The organism is Bacillus sp. JJ664 (assembly GCF_036962205.1).
Classification (GTDB): domain Bacteria; phylum Bacillota; class Bacilli; order Bacillales; family Bacillaceae_G; genus Gottfriedia.
This window is the reverse complement of sequence record NZ_JBALMS010000027.1, coordinates 19,435-46,014: the sequence shown is the minus strand read 5'-3', so window position 1 is coordinate 46,014 and position 26,580 is coordinate 19,435. Positions and strand designations below refer to the sequence as shown.

Annotated in this window: 31 protein-coding genes; 3 read left to right on the top strand and 28 right to left on the bottom strand. The window is 32.5% G+C overall.

Translation table 11 applies throughout. The annotated features are described in order from the left end of the window. The 18 genes from V7056_RS04645 to V7056_RS04560 form a co-directional block, all read right to left on the bottom strand. The coding region (locus V7056_RS04645; RefSeq protein WP_499699723.1) for a hypothetical protein at positions 1 to 346 on the bottom strand (346 nt) is incomplete at its 3' end. A 166-nt stretch (positions 347 to 512) separates the two neighbouring features. Then, positions 513 to 989 (bottom strand): DinB family protein, encoded by a 477-nt coding sequence (locus V7056_RS04640; protein ID WP_499699721.1) that lies wholly within the window; start codon positions 987 to 989, stop codon positions 513 to 515. Positions 990 to 1,021: 32 nt separating this feature from the next. Beyond that, on the bottom strand, positions 1,022 to 1,396 hold the full coding sequence (locus tag V7056_RS04635) for a DnaJ family domain-containing protein (protein ID WP_499699719.1): 375 nt from the start codon (positions 1,394 to 1,396) through the stop codon (positions 1,022 to 1,024). Between the two features lie 309 nt (positions 1,397 to 1,705). Further along, on the bottom strand, positions 1,706 to 1,879 hold the full coding sequence (locus V7056_RS04630) for a DUF4083 family protein (protein WP_499699717.1): 174 nt from the start codon (positions 1,877 to 1,879) through the stop codon (positions 1,706 to 1,708). Positions 1,880 to 2,024: 145 nt separating this feature from the next. Then, positions 2,025 to 2,405, bottom strand: a complete 381-nt coding sequence (locus tag V7056_RS04625; protein ID WP_499699715.1) for a VOC family protein — start codon at positions 2,403 to 2,405, stop codon at positions 2,025 to 2,027. 450 nt (positions 2,406 to 2,855) lie between these two features. Next, the gene (locus V7056_RS04620; protein ID WP_499699714.1) at positions 2,856 to 3,632 is read right to left on the bottom strand and encodes a sulfite exporter TauE/SafE family protein; all 777 of its coding nucleotides are present in this window, start codon (positions 3,630 to 3,632) and stop codon (positions 2,856 to 2,858) included. 51 nt (positions 3,633 to 3,683) lie between these two features. Next, positions 3,684 to 3,914, bottom strand: coding sequence for a sulfurtransferase TusA family protein (locus V7056_RS04615; RefSeq protein ID WP_499699712.1), 231 nt, complete (start codon positions 3,912 to 3,914; stop codon positions 3,684 to 3,686). A 29-nt stretch (positions 3,915 to 3,943) separates the two neighbouring features. Beyond that, positions 3,944 to 5,077, bottom strand: a complete 1,134-nt coding sequence (locus V7056_RS04610) for an MBL fold metallo-hydrolase (protein WP_499699711.1) — start codon at positions 5,075 to 5,077, stop codon at positions 3,944 to 3,946. 102 nt (positions 5,078 to 5,179) lie between these two features. Next, on the bottom strand, positions 5,180 to 5,755 hold the full coding sequence (locus V7056_RS04605) for a sulfurtransferase TusA family protein (RefSeq protein ID WP_499699709.1): 576 nt from the start codon (positions 5,753 to 5,755) through the stop codon (positions 5,180 to 5,182). A gap of 47 nt (positions 5,756 to 5,802) precedes the next feature. Beyond that, positions 5,803 to 6,099 (bottom strand): rhodanese-like domain-containing protein, encoded by a 297-nt coding sequence (locus V7056_RS04600; RefSeq protein WP_499699708.1) that lies wholly within the window; start codon positions 6,097 to 6,099, stop codon positions 5,803 to 5,805. Positions 6,100 to 6,112: 13 nt separating this feature from the next. Continuing rightward, positions 6,113 to 6,475, bottom strand: coding sequence for a rhodanese-like domain-containing protein (locus tag V7056_RS04595; protein WP_499699706.1), 363 nt, complete (start codon positions 6,473 to 6,475; stop codon positions 6,113 to 6,115). A 37-nt stretch (positions 6,476 to 6,512) separates the two neighbouring features. Then, the gene (locus V7056_RS04590; protein WP_499699704.1) at positions 6,513 to 6,992 is read right to left on the bottom strand and encodes a DsrE/DsrF/DrsH-like family protein; all 480 of its coding nucleotides are present in this window, start codon (positions 6,990 to 6,992) and stop codon (positions 6,513 to 6,515) included. A 157-nt stretch (positions 6,993 to 7,149) separates the two neighbouring features. Continuing rightward, on the bottom strand, positions 7,150 to 7,413 hold the full coding sequence (locus tag V7056_RS04585; RefSeq protein WP_499699702.1) for a metal-sensitive transcriptional regulator: 264 nt from the start codon (positions 7,411 to 7,413) through the stop codon (positions 7,150 to 7,152). A gap of 271 nt (positions 7,414 to 7,684) precedes the next feature. Further along, positions 7,685 to 7,840 carry a hypothetical protein gene (locus V7056_RS04580; RefSeq protein WP_499699700.1) on the bottom strand — a complete coding sequence of 52 codons (156 nt, stop codon included), beginning with the start codon at positions 7,838 to 7,840 and terminating at the stop codon, positions 7,685 to 7,687. A gap of 296 nt (positions 7,841 to 8,136) precedes the next feature. After that, positions 8,137 to 8,271 carry a hypothetical protein gene (locus tag V7056_RS04575; protein WP_499699698.1) on the bottom strand — a complete coding sequence of 45 codons (135 nt, stop codon included), beginning with the start codon at positions 8,269 to 8,271 and terminating at the stop codon, positions 8,137 to 8,139. A gap of 521 nt (positions 8,272 to 8,792) precedes the next feature. Beyond that, positions 8,793 to 9,836, bottom strand: a complete 1,044-nt coding sequence (locus tag V7056_RS04570) for an ABC transporter permease (RefSeq protein WP_499699696.1) — start codon at positions 9,834 to 9,836, stop codon at positions 8,793 to 8,795. Then, positions 9,833 to 10,720: an ABC transporter permease subunit gene (locus tag V7056_RS04565; protein WP_499699694.1), complete on the bottom strand. Its 888-nt coding sequence runs from the start codon at positions 10,718 to 10,720 to the stop codon at positions 9,833 to 9,835. Before V7056_RS04565 ends, V7056_RS04570 begins: the two co-directional genes overlap by 4 nt. A 36-nt stretch (positions 10,721 to 10,756) precedes the next feature. Further along, positions 10,757 to 11,278, bottom strand: a complete 522-nt coding sequence (locus tag V7056_RS04560; RefSeq protein ID WP_499699692.1) for a hypothetical protein — start codon at positions 11,276 to 11,278, stop codon at positions 10,757 to 10,759. A gap of 206 nt (positions 11,279 to 11,484) precedes the next feature. Between V7056_RS04560 and pepF the strand changes: the two genes are divergently transcribed. Continuing rightward, complete coding sequence (gene pepF, locus V7056_RS04555) at positions 11,485 to 13,296, top strand: oligoendopeptidase F (protein ID WP_499699690.1); 1,812 nt, start codon at positions 11,485 to 11,487, stop codon at positions 13,294 to 13,296. Between the two features lie 52 nt (positions 13,297 to 13,348). Here pepF and V7056_RS04550 read toward each other — a convergent pair whose 3' ends face one another. The 5 genes from V7056_RS04550 to V7056_RS04530 all read right to left on the bottom strand — a co-directional run bounded on the left by V7056_RS04550 (position 13,349) and on the right by V7056_RS04530 (position 21,037). Beyond that, complete coding sequence (locus tag V7056_RS04550) at positions 13,349 to 14,728, bottom strand: amino acid permease (RefSeq protein WP_499699688.1); 1,380 nt, start codon at positions 14,726 to 14,728, stop codon at positions 13,349 to 13,351. A 181-nt stretch (positions 14,729 to 14,909) separates the two neighbouring features. Further along, a complete protein-coding gene (locus V7056_RS04545) occupies positions 14,910 to 15,557 on the bottom strand; it encodes a nitroreductase family protein (RefSeq protein ID WP_499699686.1) in 648 nt (215 codons plus the stop codon). Between the two features lie 11 nt (positions 15,558 to 15,568). Further along, positions 15,569 to 17,404: an ABC transporter ATP-binding protein gene (locus V7056_RS04540; RefSeq protein ID WP_499699684.1), complete on the bottom strand. Its 1,836-nt coding sequence runs from the start codon at positions 17,402 to 17,404 to the stop codon at positions 15,569 to 15,571. Beyond that, complete coding sequence (locus V7056_RS04535; protein ID WP_499699682.1) at positions 17,385 to 19,127, bottom strand: ABC transporter ATP-binding protein; 1,743 nt, start codon at positions 19,125 to 19,127, stop codon at positions 17,385 to 17,387. The genes V7056_RS04540 and V7056_RS04535 overlap by 20 nt, the downstream gene beginning before the upstream one ends. A 131-nt stretch (positions 19,128 to 19,258) precedes the next feature. Beyond that, positions 19,259 to 21,037 carry a M3 family oligoendopeptidase gene (locus V7056_RS04530; RefSeq protein ID WP_499699680.1) on the bottom strand — a complete coding sequence of 593 codons (1,779 nt, stop codon included), beginning with the start codon at positions 21,035 to 21,037 and terminating at the stop codon, positions 19,259 to 19,261. A 263-nt stretch (positions 21,038 to 21,300) separates the two neighbouring features. Here V7056_RS04530 and V7056_RS04525 point away from each other — a divergent pair, with 263 nt between their 5' ends. Beyond that, the gene (locus V7056_RS04525) at positions 21,301 to 21,852 is read left to right on the top strand and encodes a 3D domain-containing protein (protein WP_192601769.1); all 552 of its coding nucleotides are present in this window, start codon (positions 21,301 to 21,303) and stop codon (positions 21,850 to 21,852) included. Between the two features lie 14 nt (positions 21,853 to 21,866). Here V7056_RS04525 and V7056_RS04520 read toward each other — a convergent pair whose 3' ends face one another. Continuing rightward, positions 21,867 to 22,262, bottom strand: coding sequence for a hypothetical protein (locus tag V7056_RS04520; RefSeq protein ID WP_499699678.1), 396 nt, complete (start codon positions 22,260 to 22,262; stop codon positions 21,867 to 21,869). 16 nt (positions 22,263 to 22,278) lie between these two features. Next, complete coding sequence (locus tag V7056_RS04515) at positions 22,279 to 22,983, bottom strand: DUF421 domain-containing protein (RefSeq protein ID WP_499699676.1); 705 nt, start codon at positions 22,981 to 22,983, stop codon at positions 22,279 to 22,281. Between the two features lie 101 nt (positions 22,984 to 23,084). On the opposite strand from V7056_RS04515, the gene V7056_RS04510 reads away from it, so the two are divergent. Beyond that, positions 23,085 to 23,219: a hypothetical protein gene (locus V7056_RS04510; RefSeq protein ID WP_499699674.1), complete on the top strand. Its 135-nt coding sequence runs from the start codon at positions 23,085 to 23,087 to the stop codon at positions 23,217 to 23,219. Positions 23,220 to 23,295: 76 nt separating this feature from the next. Here the strand turns inward: V7056_RS04510 and thrB are convergent, their stop codons facing one another. From thrB to V7056_RS04495, 3 genes are read right to left on the bottom strand one after another with little or no spacing between them, the layout of a single operon-like run. After that, a complete protein-coding gene (thrB, locus tag V7056_RS04505) occupies positions 23,296 to 24,204 on the bottom strand; it encodes a homoserine kinase (RefSeq protein ID WP_499699673.1) in 909 nt (302 codons plus the stop codon). Further along, positions 24,201 to 25,259 carry a threonine synthase gene (thrC, locus tag V7056_RS04500; protein ID WP_499699765.1) on the bottom strand — a complete coding sequence of 353 codons (1,059 nt, stop codon included), beginning with the start codon at positions 25,257 to 25,259 and terminating at the stop codon, positions 24,201 to 24,203. The genes thrB and thrC overlap by 4 nt, the downstream gene beginning before the upstream one ends. A 1-nt stretch (position 25,260) precedes the next feature. Further along, complete coding sequence (locus V7056_RS04495) at positions 25,261 to 26,556, bottom strand: homoserine dehydrogenase (RefSeq protein ID WP_499699671.1); 1,296 nt, start codon at positions 26,554 to 26,556, stop codon at positions 25,261 to 25,263. Positions 26,557 to 26,580 lie beyond the last annotated feature (24 nt).

The following is a 26,580-nucleotide window of genomic DNA, read 5'->3' as shown; positions in this document are numbered from 1 at the left end:
AAGGCATTGTTTTTTTCTTTCTTTTTACTATGAAGATAATAATAATAACAAAAGCTAAATATGAAATACTAAGAATAAATTCTAATTTTTGCAAACTAAGATCATTAACCGTTCTTCTAAAACGATCTAAATAATCAGCATTTTCTTTACTCTCGATGATGTAGAACATGTTTTCTTTGTGACCTATTTTCCATTTAAATTCTTTTTGTTCCTGTGTAATCTGATATTGATATCCACCTGCTTTTTCTTCGCGTAAAATGACAGTTGAACTAGACAGTATACTCGGAACATTCGTAAGGAACAAAATACATAGGATTAATACAAATATCACTCTTTCTCTTTTCATAACCTCACCTAATACTATATAAATATTTATTCTTACTAGCCCAGTTCCCTTTTACAATTGACTTTCAATTTTCTAAATCACCTTCATCAAATTAACTTACATCAATTTACGATGGGCGTTCATCATTCGTTCATTCATAACTATTGCGTCATCAATTGCTGGGACTCTAATTTTGAATATGTAAAAAATCCTCGATTTGCTTTTTATGATGCTGATCATGCTCACTAAAATCTTCAATTAAGTAATAAAAAGTATAATGCTGATCTGTATTTGGATTATGTGTTTTGCCATTCATGCTGATTTCTTTCTGTGCAAATTCCTGATGATCATTAAAACATTTTACGAGATTTCCTCTAGTTTTTATCGCATGTGTGATGACTTCTTCAATTCCTTTTTCTGATACTAGTTTTGCAGATTCATGGTTATAGTCATGAAAATTTGGAAAATCTATTTTGCCACTTTCAATAATTGAAGGGATACCGAAGTTTAGTAAAAATTCATCCCATCTATAAAGATGTGCAATAATTTCTTTCACTGAGAATTTGCCTTCAGCAATTGGTTTATTCATTAACTCTAAATCATTCAAGGGCAATGATTTATACCAATTGATTAAACTATTTAATTGAATTAATTGTTCGTTCATTTCAAACTCCCTTTTACAATTTGATAATTTACCTATTTCCAAAATAAAAGCTGCTGTTCAATATTTTCTCTCGTTACATAATTTTTTTGCATCGCAAATGGGCAACCCAAATTATATTGTTTGATTTCATAATTCACTTCATTTATTAACTTTGAAATGATTGAAGAATGTTCTTCTGACTTAATCTGCGACATAATATGTTCAAGCTTATCATATATTTTTTTCTGCTTAGATAACCAATCTGGCTTATAACCTGATCTTTTAATGACAGTTGTTAATAAGTCATCCTTTAAATGCTCTTTTGGTAAAGGTTTTCCAATTCCAGGTAAATTGTCAAAACCACCTTCTTTTTCATGACGCTTCACAATTTCATCTAACCAGTCTACATATTTTTCATTATCACTCATATAATGATCACCTCGATTAGTTAATACTGTAATACATTCGTTTTAATTCTATTATTTTCCTTTTTTTGGATTTTGCTATTCAATCTTCCAGTAAGATTTTTTGTCATTTTTGTGAACAAACCAATAAAGTATATGTTTTGGGGAATTAGTTCATGTCGGATTAATATTAAATGAAACAAAAAGATCCTTCCAAATGGAAGAACCTTACGTCTGCTTATTAATTCAAAAGAATGATCGAATAATCCTTACATTCACGGCCAGAGAATTCTAGGTTCATCGATTGCTAACACATGTGTAAGTTCAATGGGTCTAGTCAACTCTTTTTGATTTTAGTTCTGATAATTTATCCAACTTATCTTCTATACGTTTTAATTGGTTATTTCGTTTCTTAAAGTTACGTACAAATGATACAATAAAGATTATAAAAAAAATAAGAACAAGCAATACAACTAACTGATAGATTATATCCCCGATATTCACCATATAAACCTCACACTTTTTTACTTATTATACCATTTTAATACTATTTTCAAATACTAAATTAGTTGTCAATCATTCACAATTTGTTAAAAAAAATGCAATATCTGTGAAATGTGTTCTTGTTTAACTAGCTAAAACATTATTTTCCTTAAATAGTCAACTCTATCAAATTTCCTTCCGGGTCTTCTATTACACTCTCAAAGTATCCATCCCCAGTGACACGTGGACCGTTCACAATAGAGTAACCATCGTTTTTTAATCTTGATGTCAGATGATTTACAGATTCCGCACTTCCTAAAGAGATTGCTATATGTGCCCAACCCAACTGATTGTTTCTATTTGGTTGATCAATACCTACTTTTCGCATAATTTCTAATCTTGCACCTGACTTAAAAGTTAGAAAATAGGATTCAAATTTCTTTTCAATATTGTGATATTTATTGTTTGCCTTACAATCAAGATACTTTTCATAAAACGACTTCATACCTTCCAAATCATTTACCCAAATAGCCACATGTTCTATTCGCATTCCTATTCACACCTATCATATAAAATTAATCATCGTTATTTTACGACATTCTTTACTGCATCTAATATATACTCAACACCACCTGTCGTTAAAATCATCGGTCTCTCGTATATGTATGTTCAGTAATAAATTTCATTTTCTCAAACCCCATGCAGTAGTACACATCCATTTTATCTATAATATAATTTCCATTATATACCTCTTTTGAGTATTTTCCATTTATAGGACTAGAGAATCTATTGCTAAACTTACTTATTATATGTGATGAATATCAAATAACATTCTTATTTACTTTCTTGGTATTATTCAAAAAGATATTACGAATTATGAGTTAACAAAAAAAGAGCTGCCGGAGCAACTCATATTGAACAATAAACGCAGTGTTATGTTAAAAAATAGAATATAACTATTGATTAAGCAAATGTTTGTTCGCTGTTAAAGAATAGTTTTCTATATAATATCAAGCCAAATTTTCAATGCCGTTGCAAAAATTAATAATGCTAGAATAACTTGTAATATTTTTGTATTTACTTTTTTTCCTGCCATTGCTCCAAGTGGAGAAGCAATTAAACTCGCAATTACCATAATTGCTGCTGGACCATACTCAATTTGTCCAGTTGTAATCTTGCCGATAGTTGCTCCAATCGAAGAGATAAATGTGATTGCTAGAGATGATGCAATTGTCATACGTGTTGGTATTTTCAGGACAACAAGCATGATTGGTACTAGTAGGAAGGCTCCCGCTGCACCAACAATTCCTGCACCAATACCGACAATTAATGCTAAAACCGCTGCGAGCCATTTGTTAAATGTCACTTGATCTAGTGGAATATTGTCGATCCCTTTTTTAGGGATAAACATCATAACAGCAGCAATTAAAGCCAAAATCCCATAAATAAGATTAATGCTACCTTCAGACATTAATTTCGATCCAAACCCGCCAATAAAACTACCTATTAATATACTTCCTCCCATATAGGCGATTAATGTCTTATTTAAAAAACCACCCGTACGATATGCCCAAACTCCTCCGATTGTTGCAAAAAAGACTTGTATTGCACTGATTCCCGAGACTTCATGTGCACTAAATGCGGCTATGCCAAATAATGGCGGTATATATAATAACATTGGATATTTTATAATCGAGCCCCCAATTCCGAGCATGCCTGAAATATATGACCCGACAAATCCAATTAAAAATATTGTTATAATAAATCCTAATTCCATCTATTCTCCCTCCCGTTTATGAGGGAACCATTTGTAGGTTCCCTTCTTAGTTCAGCCTTTTCTGATCCAAAATTTTAAAATATGATCATCGACTACTTCATGCTTAATTAACTCATGACCACTTGATTTTGACCAAGCTGTTAGATCATTTTTAGCTCCTTTATCTGTTACATGAATTTCTAGAACTTCACCTGATTTTAATTCATTGATTTCTTTTTTAGTTTTAACGATTGGCATAGGGCATGCTAATCCTTTTGCATCTAATACTTTTGTTGATTCCATCTATTTAATCCTCCTATCAGTCTTTTTAATTAACGAACCGCACAGCGATTTGGGCCAATTTCCATTTCACGTTTTCTGTCCTCATCTGGAGTGATTTTCCCCAGATTAGTTTCGCGAATTTCTTTATATGCATTTGGTTGAGGTGGTAAGTTTTCTGTAACAAGCTTTCTAAACTCTTTTTCGTCTTCGATATTTAAACCATGATTTTTTGAAAATAAAGCACCTAATTTTTCTGCAACACTACCGTCATCATTTAACTCATCAATAATCATAAAATGTGCTGGTAAAACAATTAAGTCTTCTGAAAGTTTTCTATAACGTGAATATAAACTTTCTTTCAAATCTGTTACCCAATCATCAGCCATTCCTGCAAGATCTGGTCTACCAATTGAATCAATAAATAGAATATCTCCTGACAGTAAGTAAGATGAGTCAACAATAAATGAGGTTGATCCAATTGTATGACCTGGTGAATAGATTGCATGAATGTCAATTGCAGTACTTCCAATTTGTACTGAATTACCGTCTTCTAGCGGTTGATACTCAAATGTCACTTCTGTTGCGTCTTTTGGCGGTAACCAATAAGATGCACCTGTACTAGCCGTAATCTCTCGACCTCCTGAGATATGATCGGCGTGAAGGTGGGTATCAAATACATGCTTAATTGTGACATTCAACTCTTTTGCAAAGTTTAAATAGGTAGATGTCATTCTAGATGCATCAATAATTGCTGCCTCACCATTTGACACCACCATATAGGATAGACACCCTTTTCCAATTCGGACAAACTGATATAGTTCACCTCCCCCTCTTAAATCGCCAATTTTTACTGGTTCTAAATACTCACTCCAAGACTTCATTCCACCTTCTAAATATGAAACATTTATCCCGTGTTCAGATAACATGTCTGCTACCATAATTGAAGAACCTTCTTTTGCACATACAACTAACACTTCTTTATCTGAAGGTATCTTTCCTAAAATATCTTCAACACCGTCAAGTAGTTCAAAGTATGGGATATTCAGATATTCAAAATATTCACCTTCAATCTTCCAATCTTGAAAGTCACTTTCATTACGGACATCTAATATAAATAACGCTTCTTTTTGAATTACTTTTCTAGTCACTTCTTTTGAATTCATTAATTTAACTGTCACTACCATTACCCCCTACGGTATGTTTGAAAGTAAAAAAATTAAACTTTGTTAAAAGAAAATGTTATGTCTCCATCATTTTCGAATGTTAAACTGCAACTGATCCTTCACTTATAGATGCAAAGAATTCGTTTTACCTGACCATGCGCTCATACCGGGCACCACATTATAAATATTTGTGAATCCATACTCAGCTAATGTTTGAGATGCGAGATCACTACGATTACCTGTTCGACATACAATATAAATTTCACTGTCTTTTCTTAATTCAACCATACGCTCATTCAATTCACCTAAAGGAATCGAAATTGCATTTGGGATATGATTAAAAGCATATTCTGCTGATTCTCTTACATCTAGAATTATGATTTTTTCTCCGTCTTCTATTTTTTTCTGAAGCCCTTCGTTACTAGTTACATTAGGATGTTTTCTTTCTATTTCTTCTTCATTTAAGGATTTACGTAAGTAATGCTTAAGTATTCCCCCATCTTCAAGTGTACCAAGGTACTGGTGACCGGAACTTTTCGTCCATGCTTGAATATCTGCCTTTGAGCCTTTATCCGTTGCTTGCACCTCAATTACTTGACCTTTTTCGATTTCATTCATTGCTTTTTTTGTTCTGATAATTGGCATTGGGCATGCTAATCCTTTTGCATCGACTAATAAATCTATTTTTATTAAGCTCATTCATTACGCCTCCATTTACCCATATGGGTATTTTAATTGATAAAAAATTAGTTTAATTCGCCTTCCCATTCCAACATGCCACCAGTCATGTTCATCACATTATATCCTTGACTATCCAATAACTGACAGGCACGACCACTTCTACCACCTGATCGACATACAAGAATGTATTCTTTTGATTTATCAAGTTCGTGCATACGGAATTCCAATAAACCAAGTGGAATATTTAATATCCCTCGTATATTACCAGACTCCAATTCTTCTACTTCTCTCACATCAACAATATTTAATTTTTCGCCTTTACTTAATAATTCTTCCACTTCTTTTGGTGTTATTTGTTTCATCTTAGATCTCCTCCTATTTCCATGTATTCATGCCGCCTTTTACGTTTGTAATCTTTTTAAAGCCCATTTTTTTTAACATTTTGCCCGCTTTTTGACTCCTCATTCCACTTTGACAAATGACTACCACTTCCCTATTTTTGGATAATTCCTTTTCAGCCTTCTGACTAAGCTGATGAAGCGGAATATTTTTGAATTCTTTTATCCGATTTGCATTATATTCCCCTGAAGTTCTAACATCTATAAACTGTTTATTTCTATCTTTTAGTTCACTTTTCAATTCAATTGTTGAAATATGTCTGAGCCCTTTTACAGGAAAAAACTGCTTTATGATAAGAAATATGGATATTCCAATAACTAAATATTTGATGACTTCCAACGTACTTCCTCCTTAATTTCACATTTGTTTCATCGTTTTAGATAAATAAATTTACATTTCCTTCTTCGGCATCTGCAAGGTATGCAGCTACCCCTGCATATTCAATATTATCTAATAATTCTTTTTGCTGAAGACCAAGTAAATCCATTGTCATTGTACACGCAACTAGTTTTACATTTTGTTCTTGAGCCATATCAATCAAATTAATAAGTGGTATTGCATTATGTTTTTTCATAACACCCTTAATCATTTTAGGACCAATTCCTGCAAAGTTCATTTTGGATAATCCCATCTTTTCTGCACCTTTAGGCATCATTTTACCAAACATTTTTTCCATAAAGCTTTTTTTCACGAGAATATCTTCGTCTTTTCGTAAAGCGTTTAATCCCCAAAATGTATGAAAGATTGTCACTTCATGATCATACGCAGCTGCACCATTTGCGATTATATAGGCTGCCATCGCTTTGTCGTAATCACCACTGAATAACACAATTGTTGTCCTTTTCATATCTGTCATGTTTACTTCTCCTCTTTTTACCCTATAGGGTATTTTTAATTCTAAATTTTTTTCCTTAAAATCAGTAATTTAAAGACTAATCTTCTAAATTCCGATACCACAATTACCCATAAGGGTATATAAGAAATTAAATAAAAGAGCGTGATCACTCTTTTTTTTATCGACTCTTTACAAGTAAGTTTACTGCTTCTTTAACTAATTCCTCTGTACTTCGCTCACCAGTTTCTTCAGCATGTCGAACACATTCTACTAAATTTGAACTAACGACTACTCCAATTGTTCGATCAATTGCAGTTCTTGTTGCAGACAACTGTGTAATGACTTCCTTACAGTCTTGGTTTTCTTCCATCATCCTTAAAATCCCTCTAAGCTGTCCCTCAATACGCTTTACTCTATTTTTCATTTGATCATTATATTCCAATTCTTATATCCCTCCTTTTCCGGTAACATTTCCTTCATAGAATATTCTATCAAAGAATTAACTACTCATTTTAAAAAGATAAACTAAAAACTAATTATTAAAGGTCTACTTATTTTATTCATCAGCAACAAACAACTTACAAACACATAATATACCACGAGGGGTATATAGTCAACATAATAAGTTTTTGCCCGTTCTTGAATTAATTGGATGATTTCTCACCCTCACTACTCTAAATGACAATTTCGAGTTAAACGCTCTCAGAAATCGTTTATAACGTCATGCACCAACATAAGGGATCACCTCCACCGCAATGAGGACAACAACCTCCTGTATATGTAATTCGGATTTGATCTGAATGAATTACATAATAATCAGTAATTGGTTCGACATCAGTGTTAGATTTCCCGCCTGGAATTTCCGGCAATTTGAGCTCCCGTACTATCATGTCAGACCACTTACCGCTCCATAAACAATTGCTGCACTTTAATAACTCATCTGTAAAAGTCGGAGCATTTTGAATGACAATCACACATTCTCCACTATAGGTATTACACTTAGGGCAGTCATGTACTTTCAAGGATCTCCACCTCTCATAAAATTAAATTTTATCGTACCCTTTTTTATTATTCTTTTTTACAGTCAAATAGTCCTTTTTAATATAATAGAGGATCATCAAGTGATGATCCTCTAAAAGTTATACAACTAATGCTTTGTAAAGAACTAAGGGCTCTTTGATGATTTTTTCTGTTTATCCTTTTCTCTTAATTCGCGCAATTCTTTCACTATTTTATCAGACAAAATCCCCTTGTTTGAGTAATCTTCAAGTTCTTTGTCAGTGAACCAATTTTTCTCCATGAGATACCTCTCTTATTGTTAATAATTTATATTATCCCCAAAAGAAGTAACCTATCCAATGATTCACTTAGTCTCATATTTGTATATTTGCTATTCAATGATATCTTATATTTTTTTGTTAACAAATCTGCAATAATATAGACTACCGAAAACATTCTTCAACTCATACATCCGTTAATTGAATTAGAAATGTATAAATAAAGTTGTAAACCGAAGAGAAACGTTTGTGTTCAAGATCATCCGTTAGTACTTCTACAAATTAATGAAAAAAGTAAAGTAAATAAGCCCAATGCAATACCTATTATTTGGTCTATTAAAAGTTCACCCGTTCTAAAATACCGCATTTCTGGTTTTATTTGTGACTGTTGCGGAATCAAGAGTTTATGGCACTTTGCATTTAATACTCTCATAAATAGATGTTTCGTTAAAATGCTAAGTACAGACTTCAAAGCTACAACACTTTATTGAAACTAACTGAATAAAAAGAACCCAAAAAAAAAACAGCGAATAATCGCTGTTTATTACTTTGATAATATATACGAAGATTGGTCTTCCTTCATTAAATCTGTTTTTACTTCAGTTTTGTTTACAAAATCGAAATCACTCAATGAACCAAAATCCTTAACAGAATTATGTTTTAATTGTGTAGTTGGTGCTGGTTGTTTATGAATGATTCTTTCAATTCCTAATTTAATTAAATTAAAAGCAAAAATCGTTACAATAAATGCGATACTTGGTCCAATAATGACCCAAGGATCAATTGACAGTTCAAAGAAATTACTGCCAATCATTGCTGCCCACTCATTCGCCTTTGACATTTTTCTTCCATCGCCATCATCTAAATAATAAGTAACAACTCCACCAATAAATAATCTAAAAACACCCAATTGAGTTAATAAGAATAATACTTGAATTGTTTGTTGGACGAACAATAACAATATTCTTGTACGAAGAAATGGAATTACATGCTTTCTTCTCAACCACATATTACCTGCACCAATAACTTTTGAGCTTAAGATAAAATCATTCTTCAAAAATTCCCTTACCTCGTCTCCGATCGTACTAGTCAAAATCGGTATCGCAATAAAAGATATCAATAATATTTGGAGGCTGATTGTTTTAAACTGATTTTCACCTATTCCAAATTGCAGCATTTGAAATATTGGAAGAACGATGATTACAGCAGGTACGAAACGAAATGCATTGATCAATGGACTGACAATCATTTCAAATTTCTTTCCTGTAAATCCAAAAAATAAACCAAATAAAATACCGAAAACAACACGTATAAAAGCAACGACTAAAGCAATTGCAATTGTAAATTTTGCACCGTCTACTACCATCCAAAATACATCTCTACCTAAACGATCAACACCAAATGGATAGGTTAAACTTGGCGGATATCCGTAAGTGCCAATCATTTTCCCTTCATCATTATACAGAAATGTTGGTGGTGGCTTTAATGTATCCTTAATAAAGTAAGTATATATAAAACTAAATGCGATTAAACCGATAATCATAAAACAACCAATTAAAATTGGTAAGTACTGTTTTAAATTTTTCATATGTACTCACTTACTCCTCTCAATCGATTTACGATATATTTAAAGAATACGTCTAATATAAAGAAAGGAATAAATAGTAAAACAAGCGACATAAAAAATATTTCTGGGGAATTCATATTTTTAAATAAAAATGAAAAATACCCTTTCATGTTTAATAAATACTCTACAATGAATAGATTAGAAATAATCACCCAAAAAATTAATTTCGTATTAGTAAGTAAAGTTATTGTTACGTTTCGTAAAATATGTCTTACTAAAACCCACGATCTCGATAATCCTTTTGCTCTTGCATACTCAACATATTCTCTTATTTCTTCTTCATTAATTGATAAGTAAATCATTTGAAATAATTGGATTGTTGGAATGATAGAAACCACGAAAATTGGTAGCACGTAAACATTACTCTCAAGACCCGCTACTGGATCAATAATCATGACTCCTGTTTTATTAAATAGCCAAAATAAAAATATTTGTAAGCCTGCAATCATCACAACATCTGGGATTGATTGAAGGAAAAATAGTAAACTATGAATTATTTTTTTCACAATTTTAGGTGCCAAGTATGTCATATAAGAAAGTAGTAAAGCCACGATGATTGAACAAATAAACGCAGCAAATAAGATTGTTAAAGAATAGACATAAGGATCTTTCAAAACAGTATAAAATGGTACATAAACCAGCTCTTGGACATTCATGAGAACTTCTAAATCTTTAAAATAAAAAAAGCTCCAAAAAAATATTTGTAATTGATTCCATAATTCAGCTAACCGGTCACCATTTGGTAAAAAAACACTAAATGATAAAGCAGTAATGAATCCAATTCCGACAATCGTTAACAAAAATTGAAGGATATGTTTTGTAATTAATTTACTAGTTTGTATCATATTCACTTACACAATCTTTTTATAAAAATTGTGCATCTACCCTCCTACTTCTATTTTTAGAGGTTTTTTATCAAATATAACATCTCCTCCTTTTAATAGAGATCCATACTTTATAAAAGTCCCATATAACTTGATAAATGAATAGTTTTCATGATCCTTTTTTCCCGTTTGATATCCGAAAGCGTTGTTTCTAATATTTTGACCGTATTTACCATAAATCGATTGAATATCCTTTGTTTGTTTTTCCGGTTTAAATAGGATCAGACTTTCTAAATTTTGCTTTCCAACAACAAAAGCGATTCTTTTATCGACGGACCCTTTTTCATCCGTAACTAAAGTAGTTTCATAAACTGATTTTTTGCTATCTTGATCTTTAATCATAAAATCTAGTTTTGCATTTTTTGGAAGAGAAGAAGTTACTTGAAAAGTAAATGTTTTCTCATCAAATGTTCCACTACCTTGAATTTGTAAATTTTTAGGCGGCTTTTTAATTGTACATGCAGTAAGCGCCAATATCGCAATCGACATAATCAGTATAATACTAAATTTCTTCTTCATATGGTAACTAACTCCTTTCTAACAATCTCTAAAAAATGACAAATTGTTACAATTCTGAAACAGATACATATAATTCTACCAAAATTATGACAAAAGATGCACAAAAATTATTTAAATTTTCTATTTTATCGAATAATTTTACACAGGTTGTCCATTTATTAAAGTATAATAGACTCGTAAGAATACATTTTTGAGGAGGAAATTTGATGGAAAAAACATTAGACAAACGCCTTAATCGCTCAGAAGTACCTACTGAAATGACTTGGAAGCTTGAAGATTTATTCCAAACTCGCTTGGAATGGCTTGATGCATTAGAAGACATAGAGAAAGATTTAGTAGAATTAACTACTTTTAAAGGTTCAGTTATTTCATCTGCAAGCAGTTTGATTAAAACGCTTTTAGGATATGAATCTCTTATGCTTAAATTAGTAAGAACCGGTGCATATGTAGGTCTTCGACAATCTGAGGATGGTACAAATTCTCAAAACCAATCAGATAGCCTTCAATATTCTGCATTAAGCACAAAAGTAAATACAACCTTAACGTTTATTCAATCAGAACTATTACAATTAGATAATGCATTATTTGAAACATATGTAAATGAAGAAAATGAATTAGAAGTGTTCAAATTATATGTTGAGGAAATTCTTAAGTCAAAACCACATCAATTACTTCCTGAAACCGAAGAAGCATTAGCTGCACTAGGCGAAGTTACTTCTGCTCCATACCGAATTTACCAAACAAGCAAAGCAGCAGACTTAACTTTTGATTCTTTTGTAGATGATAATGGTAAAGAATTAGAAAACTCCTTTGCAATGTTTGAAAATTTATATGAATTTTCTCCAAATCATACTGTACGAAAAGAAGCATATCAATCTTTCACAAAAACTTTAAACCAATATAAAAATACATATGCAGCTGTTTATGCTACAGAAGTAAAGAAACAAGTTGCTTTAAGTAAATTACGCAAATATGAGAGCGTGACTCATATGTTATTAAATTCTCATAAAGTAACATTAGAAATGTACCATAACCAACTATCTGTGATTTTCAATGAATTAGCCCCTCATATGCGCAAACTAGCTAATTTAAAGAAAAAACAACTAGGACTAGATACTCTACATTTTTATGATTTAAAAGCACCTTTAGATGTAGATTTTAATCCAAATACTACATATGAAGAAGCAAAAGAAACCATTTTAAAATCTTTAGAGGTAATGGGTCCTGAGTATTTATCAATCATGGAAAAAGCATTTGATGAGCGTTGGATTGATTATTCCGATAATGTCGGAAAATCTACAGGTGCATTTTGCTCAAGCCCCTATGGAGTTCATCCTTACATTTTAATTAGCTGGCAAGATAATATGCGTAATGCGTTTGTGCTAGCTCATGAACTAGGTCACGCGGGACATTTTTATTATGCAAACAAACATCAAAGAGTCGTCAATACACGTCCTTCTATGTATTTTGTTGAAGCCCCTTCTACATTTAATGAAATGCTATTAGGACAGTATTTACTTAAAAATACAAATGATCCACAAATGAAACGTTGGGTCATCCTTCAATTACTTGGTACTTACTATCATAATTTTGTTACACACCTGTTAGAGGGTGAATTCCAAAGAAGAGTTTATGAACTTGCTGAAAAAGGCACTCCTTTAACTGCTAATACATTCTGTGAAGTAAAAGGTAATGTGTTAAAAGAATTCTGGGGTGACTCTGTCGTTATTGATGAAGGGGCAAGTTTAACTTGGATGCGTCAACCTCATTATTATATGGGCTTATATCCTTACACATATTCTGCAGGATTAACTGCATCTACTGCTATTTCAAGAAGAATTGCGAGTGAAGGCAAACCTGTCATTGATGCATGGATTGAAGTCTTAAAAGCTGGTGGATCAAAAAAACCTGAAGAATTATTAAAAATGGCTGGGGTTGATTTAACAACTAGTGCCCCTATTAAAGAAGCGGTTGAATATGTTGGTTCATTAGTAGATGAATTAGATTCTTTATTATAAAACAATCAAAAAACACCCAAATTACTAACTAATTTGGGTGTTTTTCTAATTCTTATTTTTTACTTTTAGCTAAATTTCCATTTCTATATAAAATAAATCCAATGCAACCAAATAGAACAGGCCCTAATACGATTGGTAAATATTCTAATAAAGTCGTTCCAGGTGCAGGAATTAACGTTAATAATATTGTCCCAACAACTGATAGTATCCCAACTAAAGCAACCGTGATGGCAACTTTGTTGTTTTTTATTTTAAATGGTCTTTCAATGTTTTTTTCTGTTATTCTAAGCTTGATATATGCACTGATTAAGAATACATAAGGAATAAAAAATGCTAGAGTGGACATTAAAATTAACATATTTAATGCAGATGAAACACTTGGAACAAATGCCGATAGTAATAAGATCAGTGTTACTGCAATCGCCTGTCCCTTCACAAGAGTTGCTGGCATACCATCTTTATTTTTTTTCAGTAGATTTTTAGGTAAAACTTCCTTTGCACTTTCCGCAATCATTACACTTGGATTTAATATTAAAAATGATAGAGACCCTACAAATGCTAAAACGAAACAAATACCTAAAATCTGAGATAATGAGATATTAAGTCCAAATTGATTCGTAATTTTATCAGCAAATAAATACAATGCCGTTGCCGTTTGATCTGAAGAAATCGTTATAACAAATTGGAAAGCAATCGTTGCAAGTATATAAACAGTCGCAATAATAATTGATGTAATCAAGATTGCTCTAGGAAATGTTTTTTGAGGATTTTTTACATTACCTGCAATTGTTCCTAACATTTCTGCGCCAGAAAAACCAAACATTAGTGTAGATAAAAACATAATTGTACCAAATGATAAATTATTTGGCATAATTGTTTCACTTGTAAAGTTAGTCGCACTTGTCTCTCCGCTAAGCATACTGTAAATTCCAAATCCGAAAATTAAGATAGCAGGTACTAATACACCTAATGGAGCTCCGATTGCAGCTAGTCTCCCACTCATCTTAGTACCTTTTAAAGTTAGTAAAGTGACAATCCAAAATATAATACTTGATATGATTGCTGTTATCATAGGATTATTTGCGATGCCAGGTTGATTGATTCCATATGCAATTGCAATTGTAGTAGTTAATAAAAGTGATGGATAATAAGTAAAATTTGCGATCCAAAAAAACCATGAACATAAAAATGAAGCTTTTTCACCAAAAGCTTTACGAACCCATACTCCCATTCCACCTTGATTTGGATAAGTAGTTGATAGTTCTGCGACAATTAAACCAAGCGGTATAAAGTAGATTATTGCTGCAATAATCCAATAAAACATGGCAGATGGTCCAATTGTCGAAGCAAATGCAATGTTTCGTAATCCAAGTATTGAATTTATGCTTAGAAATGATAAGGCTAGTACCCCTAATTTTTTTGATTGACCCATGTTGTTAACACCTTTCGAATAACAAAATCTATTATTTATAATTCACTCGAATCATTATACATATGTGTAAATATAAATTCAATTGTAATATTATTCCAAAATACCGATTTCTTTGTATTTGATATAGAAAAACAACAAAAAAAAGAGAAGAATTTATCTTCTCTTTTATCAATATAAATATTTATTCAACATAACGAATAATCTCAGATACTTCTTTACGAGCTAATTTTTTAGCTGCTTCAGAAGGATACCCTAGTGATATAACCATATTGATTTCACGATTTTCTGGAATATCTAAGTAATTTCTTAGCTTATCTTGTGCTAATAAAACCGGACCAGTCATTGGGCAAGTACCTAATCCTAATGCATGGGCTGCTAGCATTAAATTTTGTGATGCTAAACAACTACTTTTAATTCCTTCTTCTGTCCAAACCTCTGGTTCAACAAATCCAATCGGATCAAAGATTTTTGTACGGAACTTAGACTCGTATGGTGTTGCTAAACAAATAATTAAAACTGGTGCTTCACGAAACGCTGTAGCATAGGGACCAAAAGAACGGACTAACAGTTTCCCTTCTTTTTCTAATCCTTTTTCCTTCGCTTTTTCTGCGACTTCATGCAATGAATCCCATGTCATTTCTTCAATCTTTTTAATTTTATCAGTGTTTTTAATAATAATAAATTCCCAAGTTTGTGAGTTTGTGTCACTTGGAGCATAGCGTGCACAATCAATAATCTCTTCAATGATTTCATTCGAAACTGGCTGATCAGTATATTTACGAATACTTCTTCTACCGTGAATAATTTCTTTAAATGAATTGTAGTCCATATTTCCACCCTTTATTGTATATGCTGATCTTCATTCATCCCTTGATGATTCACTAATTCATAGTAAAATCCTTGCTGATTTAGTAATTCGTCATGTGTTCCTCTCTCAATACACATTCCGTCTTGTAAAACTAGAATTTGATTAGCATTTTTTATAGTATTTAATCGATGTGCAATGACAAAGCTAGTTCGACCTTCCATTAGTCTAAGCAATGCTTCTTGAATTTTAATTTCTGTAATTGTATCGATGCTACTTGTCGCTTCGTCTAAAATTAAAATTGCAGGATTTGCTAATATGGCTCTTGCAATAGAGAGAAGTTGTTTTTGCCCTTGACTAATTTGTCCGTCATCTTGCTGTAAAATTGTATCATATCCATTAGGAGTTTTGGTGATAAAATTGTGGGCATTTGCTTGTTTTGCAGCTTCTACTACTTCCTCATCTGAAGCATTAAGGCGGCCATATCGAATATTTTCACGAATGGTACCCTTAAATAAAAATGAGTCTTGAAGAACAAACGCCATTTGTTCACGCAAATTTTTCCTTGAATAATTTTCAATTTTCACACCATCTATGAGTATATCACCACTATTGATTGTATAAAAGCGCGAAAGTAAGTTTACGATCGTTGTTTTTCCAGCGCCAGTTGGTCCAATTAAGGCAATTGTCTCTCCTGAGTTCGCATTAAATGAGACTTCTGTTAAAGTATTACTATCTTTTCCATATGAAAAACAAACATTCTTAAACTCAACATCACCTTTAATTTCTTTGCGATGTTCGATAATATTTGTTTCATCGATTGCCTCAACATCCTCATCAAGAATTGAAAATACACGTTCTGCTCCAGCAATTGCAGACAGTAGCGTATTAAATTGGTTCGATAAATCATTTAAGGGTCGCGTAAATTGTCTTGAATACTCAGTAAAAATAACAATCGTACCAATTGAAATGATGTCTTTAAATGCAAAATATCCACCAATACCTGCTATTATTGCAAAGCTTGCATTATTTAATACATTCATAAACTTTGGAATGAAACCTGCAAAAATCAACGCCCAAAATCCTGACGTTTTTAGTTTTTCATTTCTAACAAGGAAATCGCGAATCATTTTGTCTTCTTGAGAGAAGGTTTTAATTATTCTCTGACCCGAAATCGTTTCTTCGATAAACCCGTTCATTTCACCAAGATTTCTTTGTTGAATCTTATATAGTTGTCCCGTCCGATTTGTAATCCACTTAATGCCAACTACTAATATAGGTACAATTGATAATGTTAAGAGAGTTAAGAGGGGACTGTAATAAATCATGACTGAAACTGTTCCAACTAAAGTCAATACACTCGAGAAAATTTGAATCACAGAACTGTTTAAAGTTGAGCTTACATTCTCTAAGTCATTGGTAACGCGACTCATTAATTCCCCATGCTGTCTTTTTTCAAAAAACGATATTGGTAATTTATGAAATTGTTTAAATAGCTCTGTTCTCATTTTATTAACTGTATTTTGAGCAATTTCAATCATCCAATAGTTTTGAAGAAATAAAGATGCTGAATAACCCAAATAAATAAAAACAAGCGAAACAATCAACATATTTAAACCATGTAAATTATTTTTAATAATGAAATGATCGATTGCATATCCCACTAATACCGGCCCAAGTAAACCTAATACAGAGCTTATGAAAACTAAAAATAAAACAAGGCCAAGTTTTGCTTTCATAAATGATAAATAGCTCCATATTCGTTTTAAGGTTCCAGAAACATTTCTTGCTCTCGACTTTTCCTTATCATTTTTCTTTAGTTGTAACGGAATATGTTTATATTGGAAAGGTTTAGTTAGCTCCTTTAGCATTAGGAATATCCTCCCTTCCATATTGTGAATAATAAATTGCTTTATACAGCTTAGACGAATCCAGCAGTGAATCATGTGTACCTTCTTCAACTAAGCATCCATCATCAATAATCAATATATTATCTGCATTTTTAGCTGAACTGATTTTTTGCGTAATGATAAAAATAGTGCAATCATATTCCTTTAAAGATTGAATTAATTTTGCTTCTGTTTTTAAATCTAACGCACTCGTACTATCATCCAATAATAGAATACTAGGCTTTCTTAATAATGCTCTTGCAATTGCAAGTCTTTGCTTTTGTCCACCAGATAAATTAACACCCTTTTGACCTATTTTACTTTCATATCCGTAAGGGAACGAAAGAATTGTTTCATGTATTTGAGCGTGTTTTGCAGCGGTATAAACATCTTCATCTGAGGCATTTTCTCTACCCATTAATAAATTCTCTTTAATTGTTCCAGTAAATAATAATGCTTCTTGAGGAACATAACCAATTTGACCGCGTAGCTCTTTACTATTCATTTTACGAATATCTTGATCATCAATTAAAATATTCCCTTCGCTTACATCATATAAACGTGGAATTAATTGAAATAATGAAGTTTTCCCAGCACCTGTAGATCCTAGAATCGCAATTGAAGTTTTCGGATATGCAACAAAAGAGATATCTTGTAATACATCATTTTCTGTATTTGGATAATGAAATGAAACGTCATGAAATTGAACTTTACCTTCAATTCGATTTCTTAGCTTATTTCCTTCATTCTTTTCAATAAAGTCTTCTTCAATTGTAAGTACTTCTTCAATTCGCTCTGAAGATGCTCTAGCTCTTGAAAAAGCCATGATGATAAATGAAAATACAGAAAAAGTAGATGTAATTCTTGATATATAGTTAACGATTGCAACAATCTCACCAATATTAGATTGATTAGAATGAACTTTACTATTCCCATACCACAATACGACTAATATTGAAGCATTCATAAATAGTAATAGAACCGGCATTGTCACTTCCATCGTTTTAAGTGCAGTAGCTGTTTTCCTTTTTAAATCATTATTAATCACTTGAAATTTTTCGTCTTCGAAATCATTTCGCACAAATGCTTTAATTAATTTCATTCCCATTAAATTTTCTCGAAGAACACTATTCACTGAATCTACGTTTTCTTGTACCCTCTTAAACAGTTCTCTTCCTTTTTGAACCATCCAATTTAAAAAGAAAAATAATAATGGCAATATAAAGAATAAAATAAACGAAAGTTTCCAATCTAAAATAAGTGCCATGATTACACTACCCACTACCATGAGCGGGGCTCTTAGGATAATTCTCAAACTCATAAACACAGTATTCTGTAATTGTGTTACATCATTTGTGAGTCTTGTAATTAAGGAAGATGTCGGTAAAAAATTAAAGGTTGTAAATGAAAAAGTTTGGACCTTTTCAAATAATGACTTACGTATTCCAAACGCAAAGCTTTGACTAACATGGGTTGAATAAAATGTATTCAATACTCCACCTATAAACGCGACGATAGATAGAATCAGCATGACAATTCCCCACTTCGTTACGTAGGCCAAGTCATTGTTTAAAATCCCTTTATCAATAATTTTCGATAGAATATATGGTTGATATAGTTCTACTACTAATTCGACTAGTAAAAAAAATATCGCAGCACCCATTGTTAAGCGATATGGTTTTAAAAACGATAAACTTTTCATCATTTAGTCACTCCCTGACTAAAGAGGCAAACATTAAAACCCCTCCGTGTTTTCTTATCTATTTTTAATAAAAGTAATACAAATAGGAAAAGAACTCGCAATGAAACGAGTCCTCTTCTCCAAAAAGTTATCATTTAAGTAAGGGATAAGAATTCTTCAACGTCTTTCAATGAAAGTTTTACTGCACTTTCCCAGAAATCGCGTTTTGTTAAATCCACACCTAAATGTCTTTGTGCTAATTCTTCAACTGTCATAGAAGCTGTATCTTTTAAAAGAGCAATATATTTCTGTTCGTAGCTTTTACCTTCTTCTAACGCCTTCGCGTAAATACCTAATGAGAATAAGTATCCAAACGTATAAGGGAAGTTATAGAAAGGTACGCCAGTAATATAGAAATGAAGCTTTGATGCCCAGAAATGTGGATGGTATTCTTCTAAAGCTCCGCAATATGCCTCTTTTTGTGCTTCTTCCATTAATTCATTGATTCTATTTTTGCTAACAATGCCATTTTTACGTTCTTCATAGAATCGTGTTTCAAATAAGAAACGTGCGTGAATATTCATATAGAATGCAACACTACGTTGTACTTTATCTTCTAATAGTGCTAAGCGTTCTTCATCTGTACTTGCATTTTTAACTGCTGCATCAGCAACAATCATCTCTGCAAAAGTTGACGCTGTTTCTGCTACATTCATCGCATAATATCTATTAAGTGTATGAACGTCCCTCATTGCATATGAATGGAAGGCGTGACCAAGTTCATGTGCTAAAGTTGAAACATTTGAAGCAGTACCAGAGAACGTCATAAAAATACGAGATTGACTGCTCTCAGGGAATCCAGTACAGAATCCGCCTGGACGTTTTCCAGAACGGTCTTCAGCTTCGATCCATGAATCTTCAAAAGCCATTTTCGTAAAATCAGTTAATTCATCACCGAAATGTTTAAATTGATCTAAAATGAATTCTGCACCTTCAGAATAAGAAACGCTAGAATCTGTATCTGCTACTGGAGCATCTAAATCATACCAGCTTAATTTCTCAACACCTAATATTTTTGCTTTTCGTTCTAAATATTCAACAAATGGAGCTTTATTGTCAGTAATGGCTCCCCACATTGCATCAAGTGTATCCTGGCTCATTCGATTAATTGAAAGCGGCTCTCTTAAAACATTATCCCATCCTCTTTGTTTGTAAACGCTTAAACGGTATCCTGCTAAATGGTTTAAGATTTTTGCAAAGTAATCTGCTTCACTACCCCATGTTTCTTCCCATTTACCAAAAATCTCCTGACGTACATTTCGCTCTTTAGCTGAAAACAGATTCGATGCTTGACCAACAGATAATGTTTTTCCATCATGCTCGATTTGCATTTTTCCAACTACAGTGTCGTACATTTGACCCCAACCATGGTATCCATCTACTGAAAGTGCTGTAATTAACGACTCCTGTTCTACTGATAATAATTCTTTTGCGTTTTGACGACGTTCATTTAATACAAATGAAATTTCTTTAAAATCGTCACTTTCCAAAATTTCAGTCCATACACTATCATTTACCTTTGTTAATTGATCATGGAACGTAGTTAATGTCGTCGAGAATTTCGCATATAATGCTGTTAAAGTTCCACGAAGCAAATTCGCTTTTTGATCGGCCATGTCTTGAGCTTGTAAGCAACTTACAAAACCACTGGCTTGTGATAATTTTTTTCCAACCGCTTGAATATTAACAATAACATTATGTAATTCTTCTACTTCATTACTACTGTTTGGTGCTTTAAATTGTGACACTTGGTGTTCAAGATTTTCTAATAGACTACTAATCTCTTCTATGTATTGTGCAAATTCTGGAGACTCGCTCCCGCCTTTAAAAAACACATCTAAATCCCACGTTAATGAATACGTATTCGTTGACATACTATCCCACCTTTATTGATTATGTATTTACATTCTACATTATACATTATTCTAAATATTTAGTCTAATTATCTGACTTGAACAGAATAATTGTTTACTATTTTACTTTATGTCGAAACTGTAAGGCTATTTACACTCCCTTCCATATATTTCTAATATGTCAAAAGTAATATAATTGTAATATAATCTAAAAACTCTTGAAATCTCACTGTCACATTTCCATGGTAAAGTATGAAACATAGAAAGAGACAGGAGCGAAAAATATGAAAAAAATGATAACATGTTTTGTTACTACTGTTTTTCTAACAATGGGATTTACAAATCATACATATGCTTACTCTTACAAGGTTAAGTCTGGTGATACTTTATCGCAAATTTCAAAAAAACATAAGGTAACTGTTTCTCAATTAAAATATTGGAACAAGTTAAAATCAGACCGTATAAATATTAATCAGGTACTACAAATTAAACCAGCTAAGAAAAGCACAACTACGAAAACAACTTCAACAACTGCAAAACCTGTTAAAGTGTTAAAAATGAAAGCGTCTGCTTATACAGGCAGCTGTAAAGGTTGCAGTGGTAAAACAGCAACAGGATTAAACTTAAAAAAGAATCCTGATTTAAAAGTTATATCTGTTGATCCTAAGGTTATTCCATTAGGCTCGAAGGTTTATGTTGAAGGCTACGGTTACGCTATTGCAGGCGATACTGGTGGCGCACTTAAAGGAAATAAAATCGACGTATTTATCCCAAATCAGAAAAAAGCCCTTAATTGGGGAGTTAAAACGGTAACGGTAAAAGTATATAAGAAATAATAAAAAACGAGCCATTAATACTGGCTCGTTTTTTTTGTTCTTAATCCATTTTTATTCAAATCAAAAAGCTTGCGATCTAATTCATTTAAGAATTCGATGCGTTTTTCTTCATTTGTAAGAATTTCATTCATATTACATTTTAAAATGTATTTTCGAATACTGTTTCTTTGCAACATTTCCATCGTATAAATTTTATAAGAGTCAAACCATGGTTCGGCTTCAAGTACTGCTATTCGTCCTAACACTAACTCTTCATTTTTATTTTGTATTGGAAAGCCTAGCTTCTCAAATAATTTTCCAAACAGTTTTTCAAATAAAAAATGGAAAATGACTTCAACTAGTATCTCTGCTATGAATCTAAAAATCATTCCCATTACAAATCCGCAAACTCTAAGTAGTACTTCAAACATGAAAACAACCTCGATTTTATTTATATAAATATATATCTATCTTATCATTTTCATTTAAAGTTGCTAGTAATATTTCATTGATTTGAACATGATATGTCTGTTTTAATTCTTCGATTAACCAACTTGAATCCTTATTCATTTTCGTCAAAACTTCTTGTTCAATTGTTCCATCTTTAATAATCGGTTGATTAAAATGAAATGGTTTCTCTTTTATTTGAAGATCTTCTTTTGTTGGGTGCTCATATTTCGGATATAAAAATGTTGAAATAAAACCACCAGCTTCCCAACATGCCAAAGCAACCTTCTTCGGATCATCAATTTTTTCCTTTCTGAGCTCTGAAAGTAATTCATCGATGGTAATTCGTGCTTTTTTTAAATTCTGATATTGTATCTTTCCATTAGAGATTAGATGCAATGGATGTGGATTCACAAAATGTTTAAACTTATTTGATCTAAACGTTAAATAATTACAAATTAAATATAAGATGACTAAAACACCTATTGAAATAAAGGAATCTGTTAATGATAATTGTTCATCTGATAAAGGATGTGCAATGATATTGCCTACGATGAGGACAACAACAAAATCCAGCAATCTCATTTGTGAAATAGTTCTTTGCCCTAATATTTTCACACTAATTAACATAAAAATAAATCCTACAGTTGCTCTTAACATCCAGTCAAGAAAAGTTAAAGAATGATCACTAAATAAAAAAGACAATTTTCTACCTCCGATGTATTAATCACCTATAGTATCAGAATAATTAAACAAACTATACTACATAATAAACTGAATACATCAAATGTTTGGAGTTGATTTTAGTGGATGAGAAAAAATTAACGATAGCTGGAACTGATATTGAAGAGGTAAAAAAACAAAATGCAGATTCAGGATTAACATATAATCAAGTGAAACAATTACTAGCTGATCAATATAATAAGAAGCAAAAAAAATAAAACCACTCATTCATATGTACTGCACCTTACTGTTAGCAGACTACAGTTGGTTGCAATGCATAAATGAGTGGTTTTATTATTTCACATGGATAGTATGTTCTACTTTTGCACCAGTATTTTCAACAGTTATATCGCTTACTTCATAGTTTGGGAATAAATTCCCAAAGAATTCTTTGGCATTTTGACAATATTCTTTATCTACAAAAGCTAGGATTGTCGGTCCAGCACCACTTAATACATGACCATAAACATATCGTGGGAGTTTATGTTTTTTTAATATTTCTAATTCATTTACGACTTTACTTCGATATGGTTCGTGAAATAAATCTCGTTTCATCATATCTCCTGCAAGTTTCCAATTTTCACTTAACAATGCAGCAACGAGTAAATTACTGAAGCTACTTGATAAAATTGCATCTTTATGAAGAATTTCTTTCGGTAAAATATTTCTAGCATGTTTAGTTTCTAACTCATATGTTGGAATGATGGCAATGACTGAAACATTTTTGATTGTTGAATGTTGAATATAAGCTTTTTCATCAATATAAGTTCCAATTACCAATCCACCATAAATTGATGCGCCAACATTGTCCATATGCCCTTCCATCGAAGTTGCAATCGAAAGTTGGTCCTCTAAAACTAAGTTTAGATGACATAATTCATTCGCTAATAAAATACCACCAACAATTGCTGAAGCACTACTCCCAAGACCTCTTGTTAGTGGAATATTACTCCTAAGCTTCAAATGGCAGGCAGGTAAATCTTGATGATATTGTTTTGCAACATCAAGGGCCGTCTGAAAAATTAAATTGGATTCATCAGTCGGAATACCTGTTAAATAGTCACCAATCGCCTCACAGCTGAATGAATCATGTTTAAAAACTTCAATATTTAAAAATCTACCCAACGCTATTCCAATTGAATCAAATCCAGGCCCTACATTCGCTGTACTTGCGGGGACTGTGATGTCAAAAAGTTTTTTCATACTGTTACCACACCTTGTAAATGCTCTGCTACTATTTTTTGATCATTTGGTAATAAAATTGGTTCAATTTGATTCGATTGGATCGCGATATCAGGATCTTTTAATCCATTTCCTGTTAAAATAGCAACTACTTTTGATCCACGCTTAATCAATCCATTTTGAAGGTGTTTATAAACACCAGCTATACTTGCACACGAACCTGGCTCTGCAAAGACACCTTCTTTTGACGCGATTAATTTATACGCTTCAAGTATTTCATCATCTGATACACTATCGATTTTTCCATCCGACTGATTGATTGCATTGACAGCTTGATCCCAACTCGCTGGGTTTCCAATTCGGATTGCAGTAGCGATAGTTTCAGGATTTTCAACTTTTTGATTATTGACGATTGGAGCAGCGCCTTCAGCTTGGAACCCATGCATTTTTGGTAAAGAGTAACCTTTTGCTTGATTGTATTCTAGGAATCCTTTCCAATAAGCAGTAATATTCCCCGCATTTCCAACTGGTATAGCTAAAACATCTGGCGCATCCTCTAATTGTTCACATAATTCAAATGCTGCCGTTTTTTGTCCTTCAATACGATAAGGGTTTACAGAATTAACTAATGTAATTGGTTCAGTTTCACTTATTTTTCGGACCATTTGTAATGCATGGTCAAAGTTTCCATCGATACTAATAATATGTGCACCATACATGACAGCTTGCGCTAATTTTCCATAAGCAATTTTGCCATTCGGAATTATAACGATACATTTCATACCCGCTCTTGCTGCATATGCTGCAGCTGCTGCTGAAGTATTACCAGTCGACGCACAAATGATTGCAGTACTACCTTCTTCCTTTGCTTTTGCGACTGCCATCACCATTCCGCGATCTTTGAATGATCCAGTTGGATTTAGCCCTTCTAATTTCACATAGAGTTCAATACCCCATTCATTTGATAAAGTAGGTAAATAAAGTAATGGCGTATTTCCTTCATTTAAAGTTAATTGTGGTGTATTTTCACTAACTGGTAAAAAATCTGTATATCGATTGATTAACCCCTTATACATCTCATTCTTCACCTGCAATTCGATAATAACTTCGAACTTCATCTACTACATCTGATGTTTCTAAAGCATGAATTACGTTCTTGAATGCAGCGCTTGAAGCTTGGTGAGTTACTAAAATAATTTCAGCTAATCCTTGATGTTTTAAAGGAACTTGAATGATTTTCTCAAAACTAATATCACACTCAGTAAATAGTGACGTTATTTTTGCAAACGATCCTAACTGATCTTGAACTGTAAATCGGAAAAATGATTTAAAATGAATTTCATGATCATCTTTCAGCTCTTTAGGGTATTGCGGTAAAACAGCACTTGTTCCATTTACACCTAAACGCATATTTTTCATAACAGCAACTAAGTCAGATACGATTGCAGTAGCAGTTGGTAAGCTTCCTGCGCCTGGTCCGTAAAACATCGTTTCTCCTACAGCTTCCCCGTATACATAAACTGCATTAAATTCATTACTAACTGATGCAAGTGGATGACTATGAGAGATTAAAGTAGGTCCAACACTTACTTCAATTCTATTTTCACTTCTTTTTGCATATCCGATTAGTTTCATTGTATAACCAAAGTATCTTGCATAATCAATATCCTCTGCAGATACTGAACTAATACCTCTAACTTGAACATCTTCAAGCTCAACATCCATTGAGAAACCGAGTTTCGAAAGAATAGTCATTTTCCTTGCTGCATCAAGTCCTTCAACATCAGAAGTTGGATCTGATTCTGCAAAGCCAAGTTCTTGTGCTTCTTTTAATACATCTTCATAAGGTCTACCTTCATTACTCATTTTTGTTAAAATGAAGTTAGTCGTACCATTTACGATACCCATTAGCTTCGTCACGCGGTCCGCTGCTAATCCATCTACTAAACTACGAATAATCGGAATGCCACCTGCTACACTTGCTTCATAAAATAGATCACATTTATTTTCACTTGCTACACGTAATAACTCAGTGCCATATAATGCCATCAAGTCTTTATTTGCCGTTACTACATGTTTTTTATTTCGAAGAGCATGGAGAATGTATCTTCTAGCGTCTTCGATTCCACCCATTACTTCAACGACAACATCAACATCAGCATCATCTAATATTTCTGTCGCATCTGTCGTTAGTAAGTCTTTATGAATCGTAATTGCGCGTTCCTTCTCAAGATTCTTTACAAGTACTTTTTTAACCTCGACAGAACAACCAATTTGATGAGCTAAGCGATCTTGGTGGGCTTCAACAATTTTGACAACCCCACTACCAACAGTTCCTAGTCCTAATAATCCGATAGAAATACAGTTCTTCATGATAACTCCTCCGTTTTAATTTTA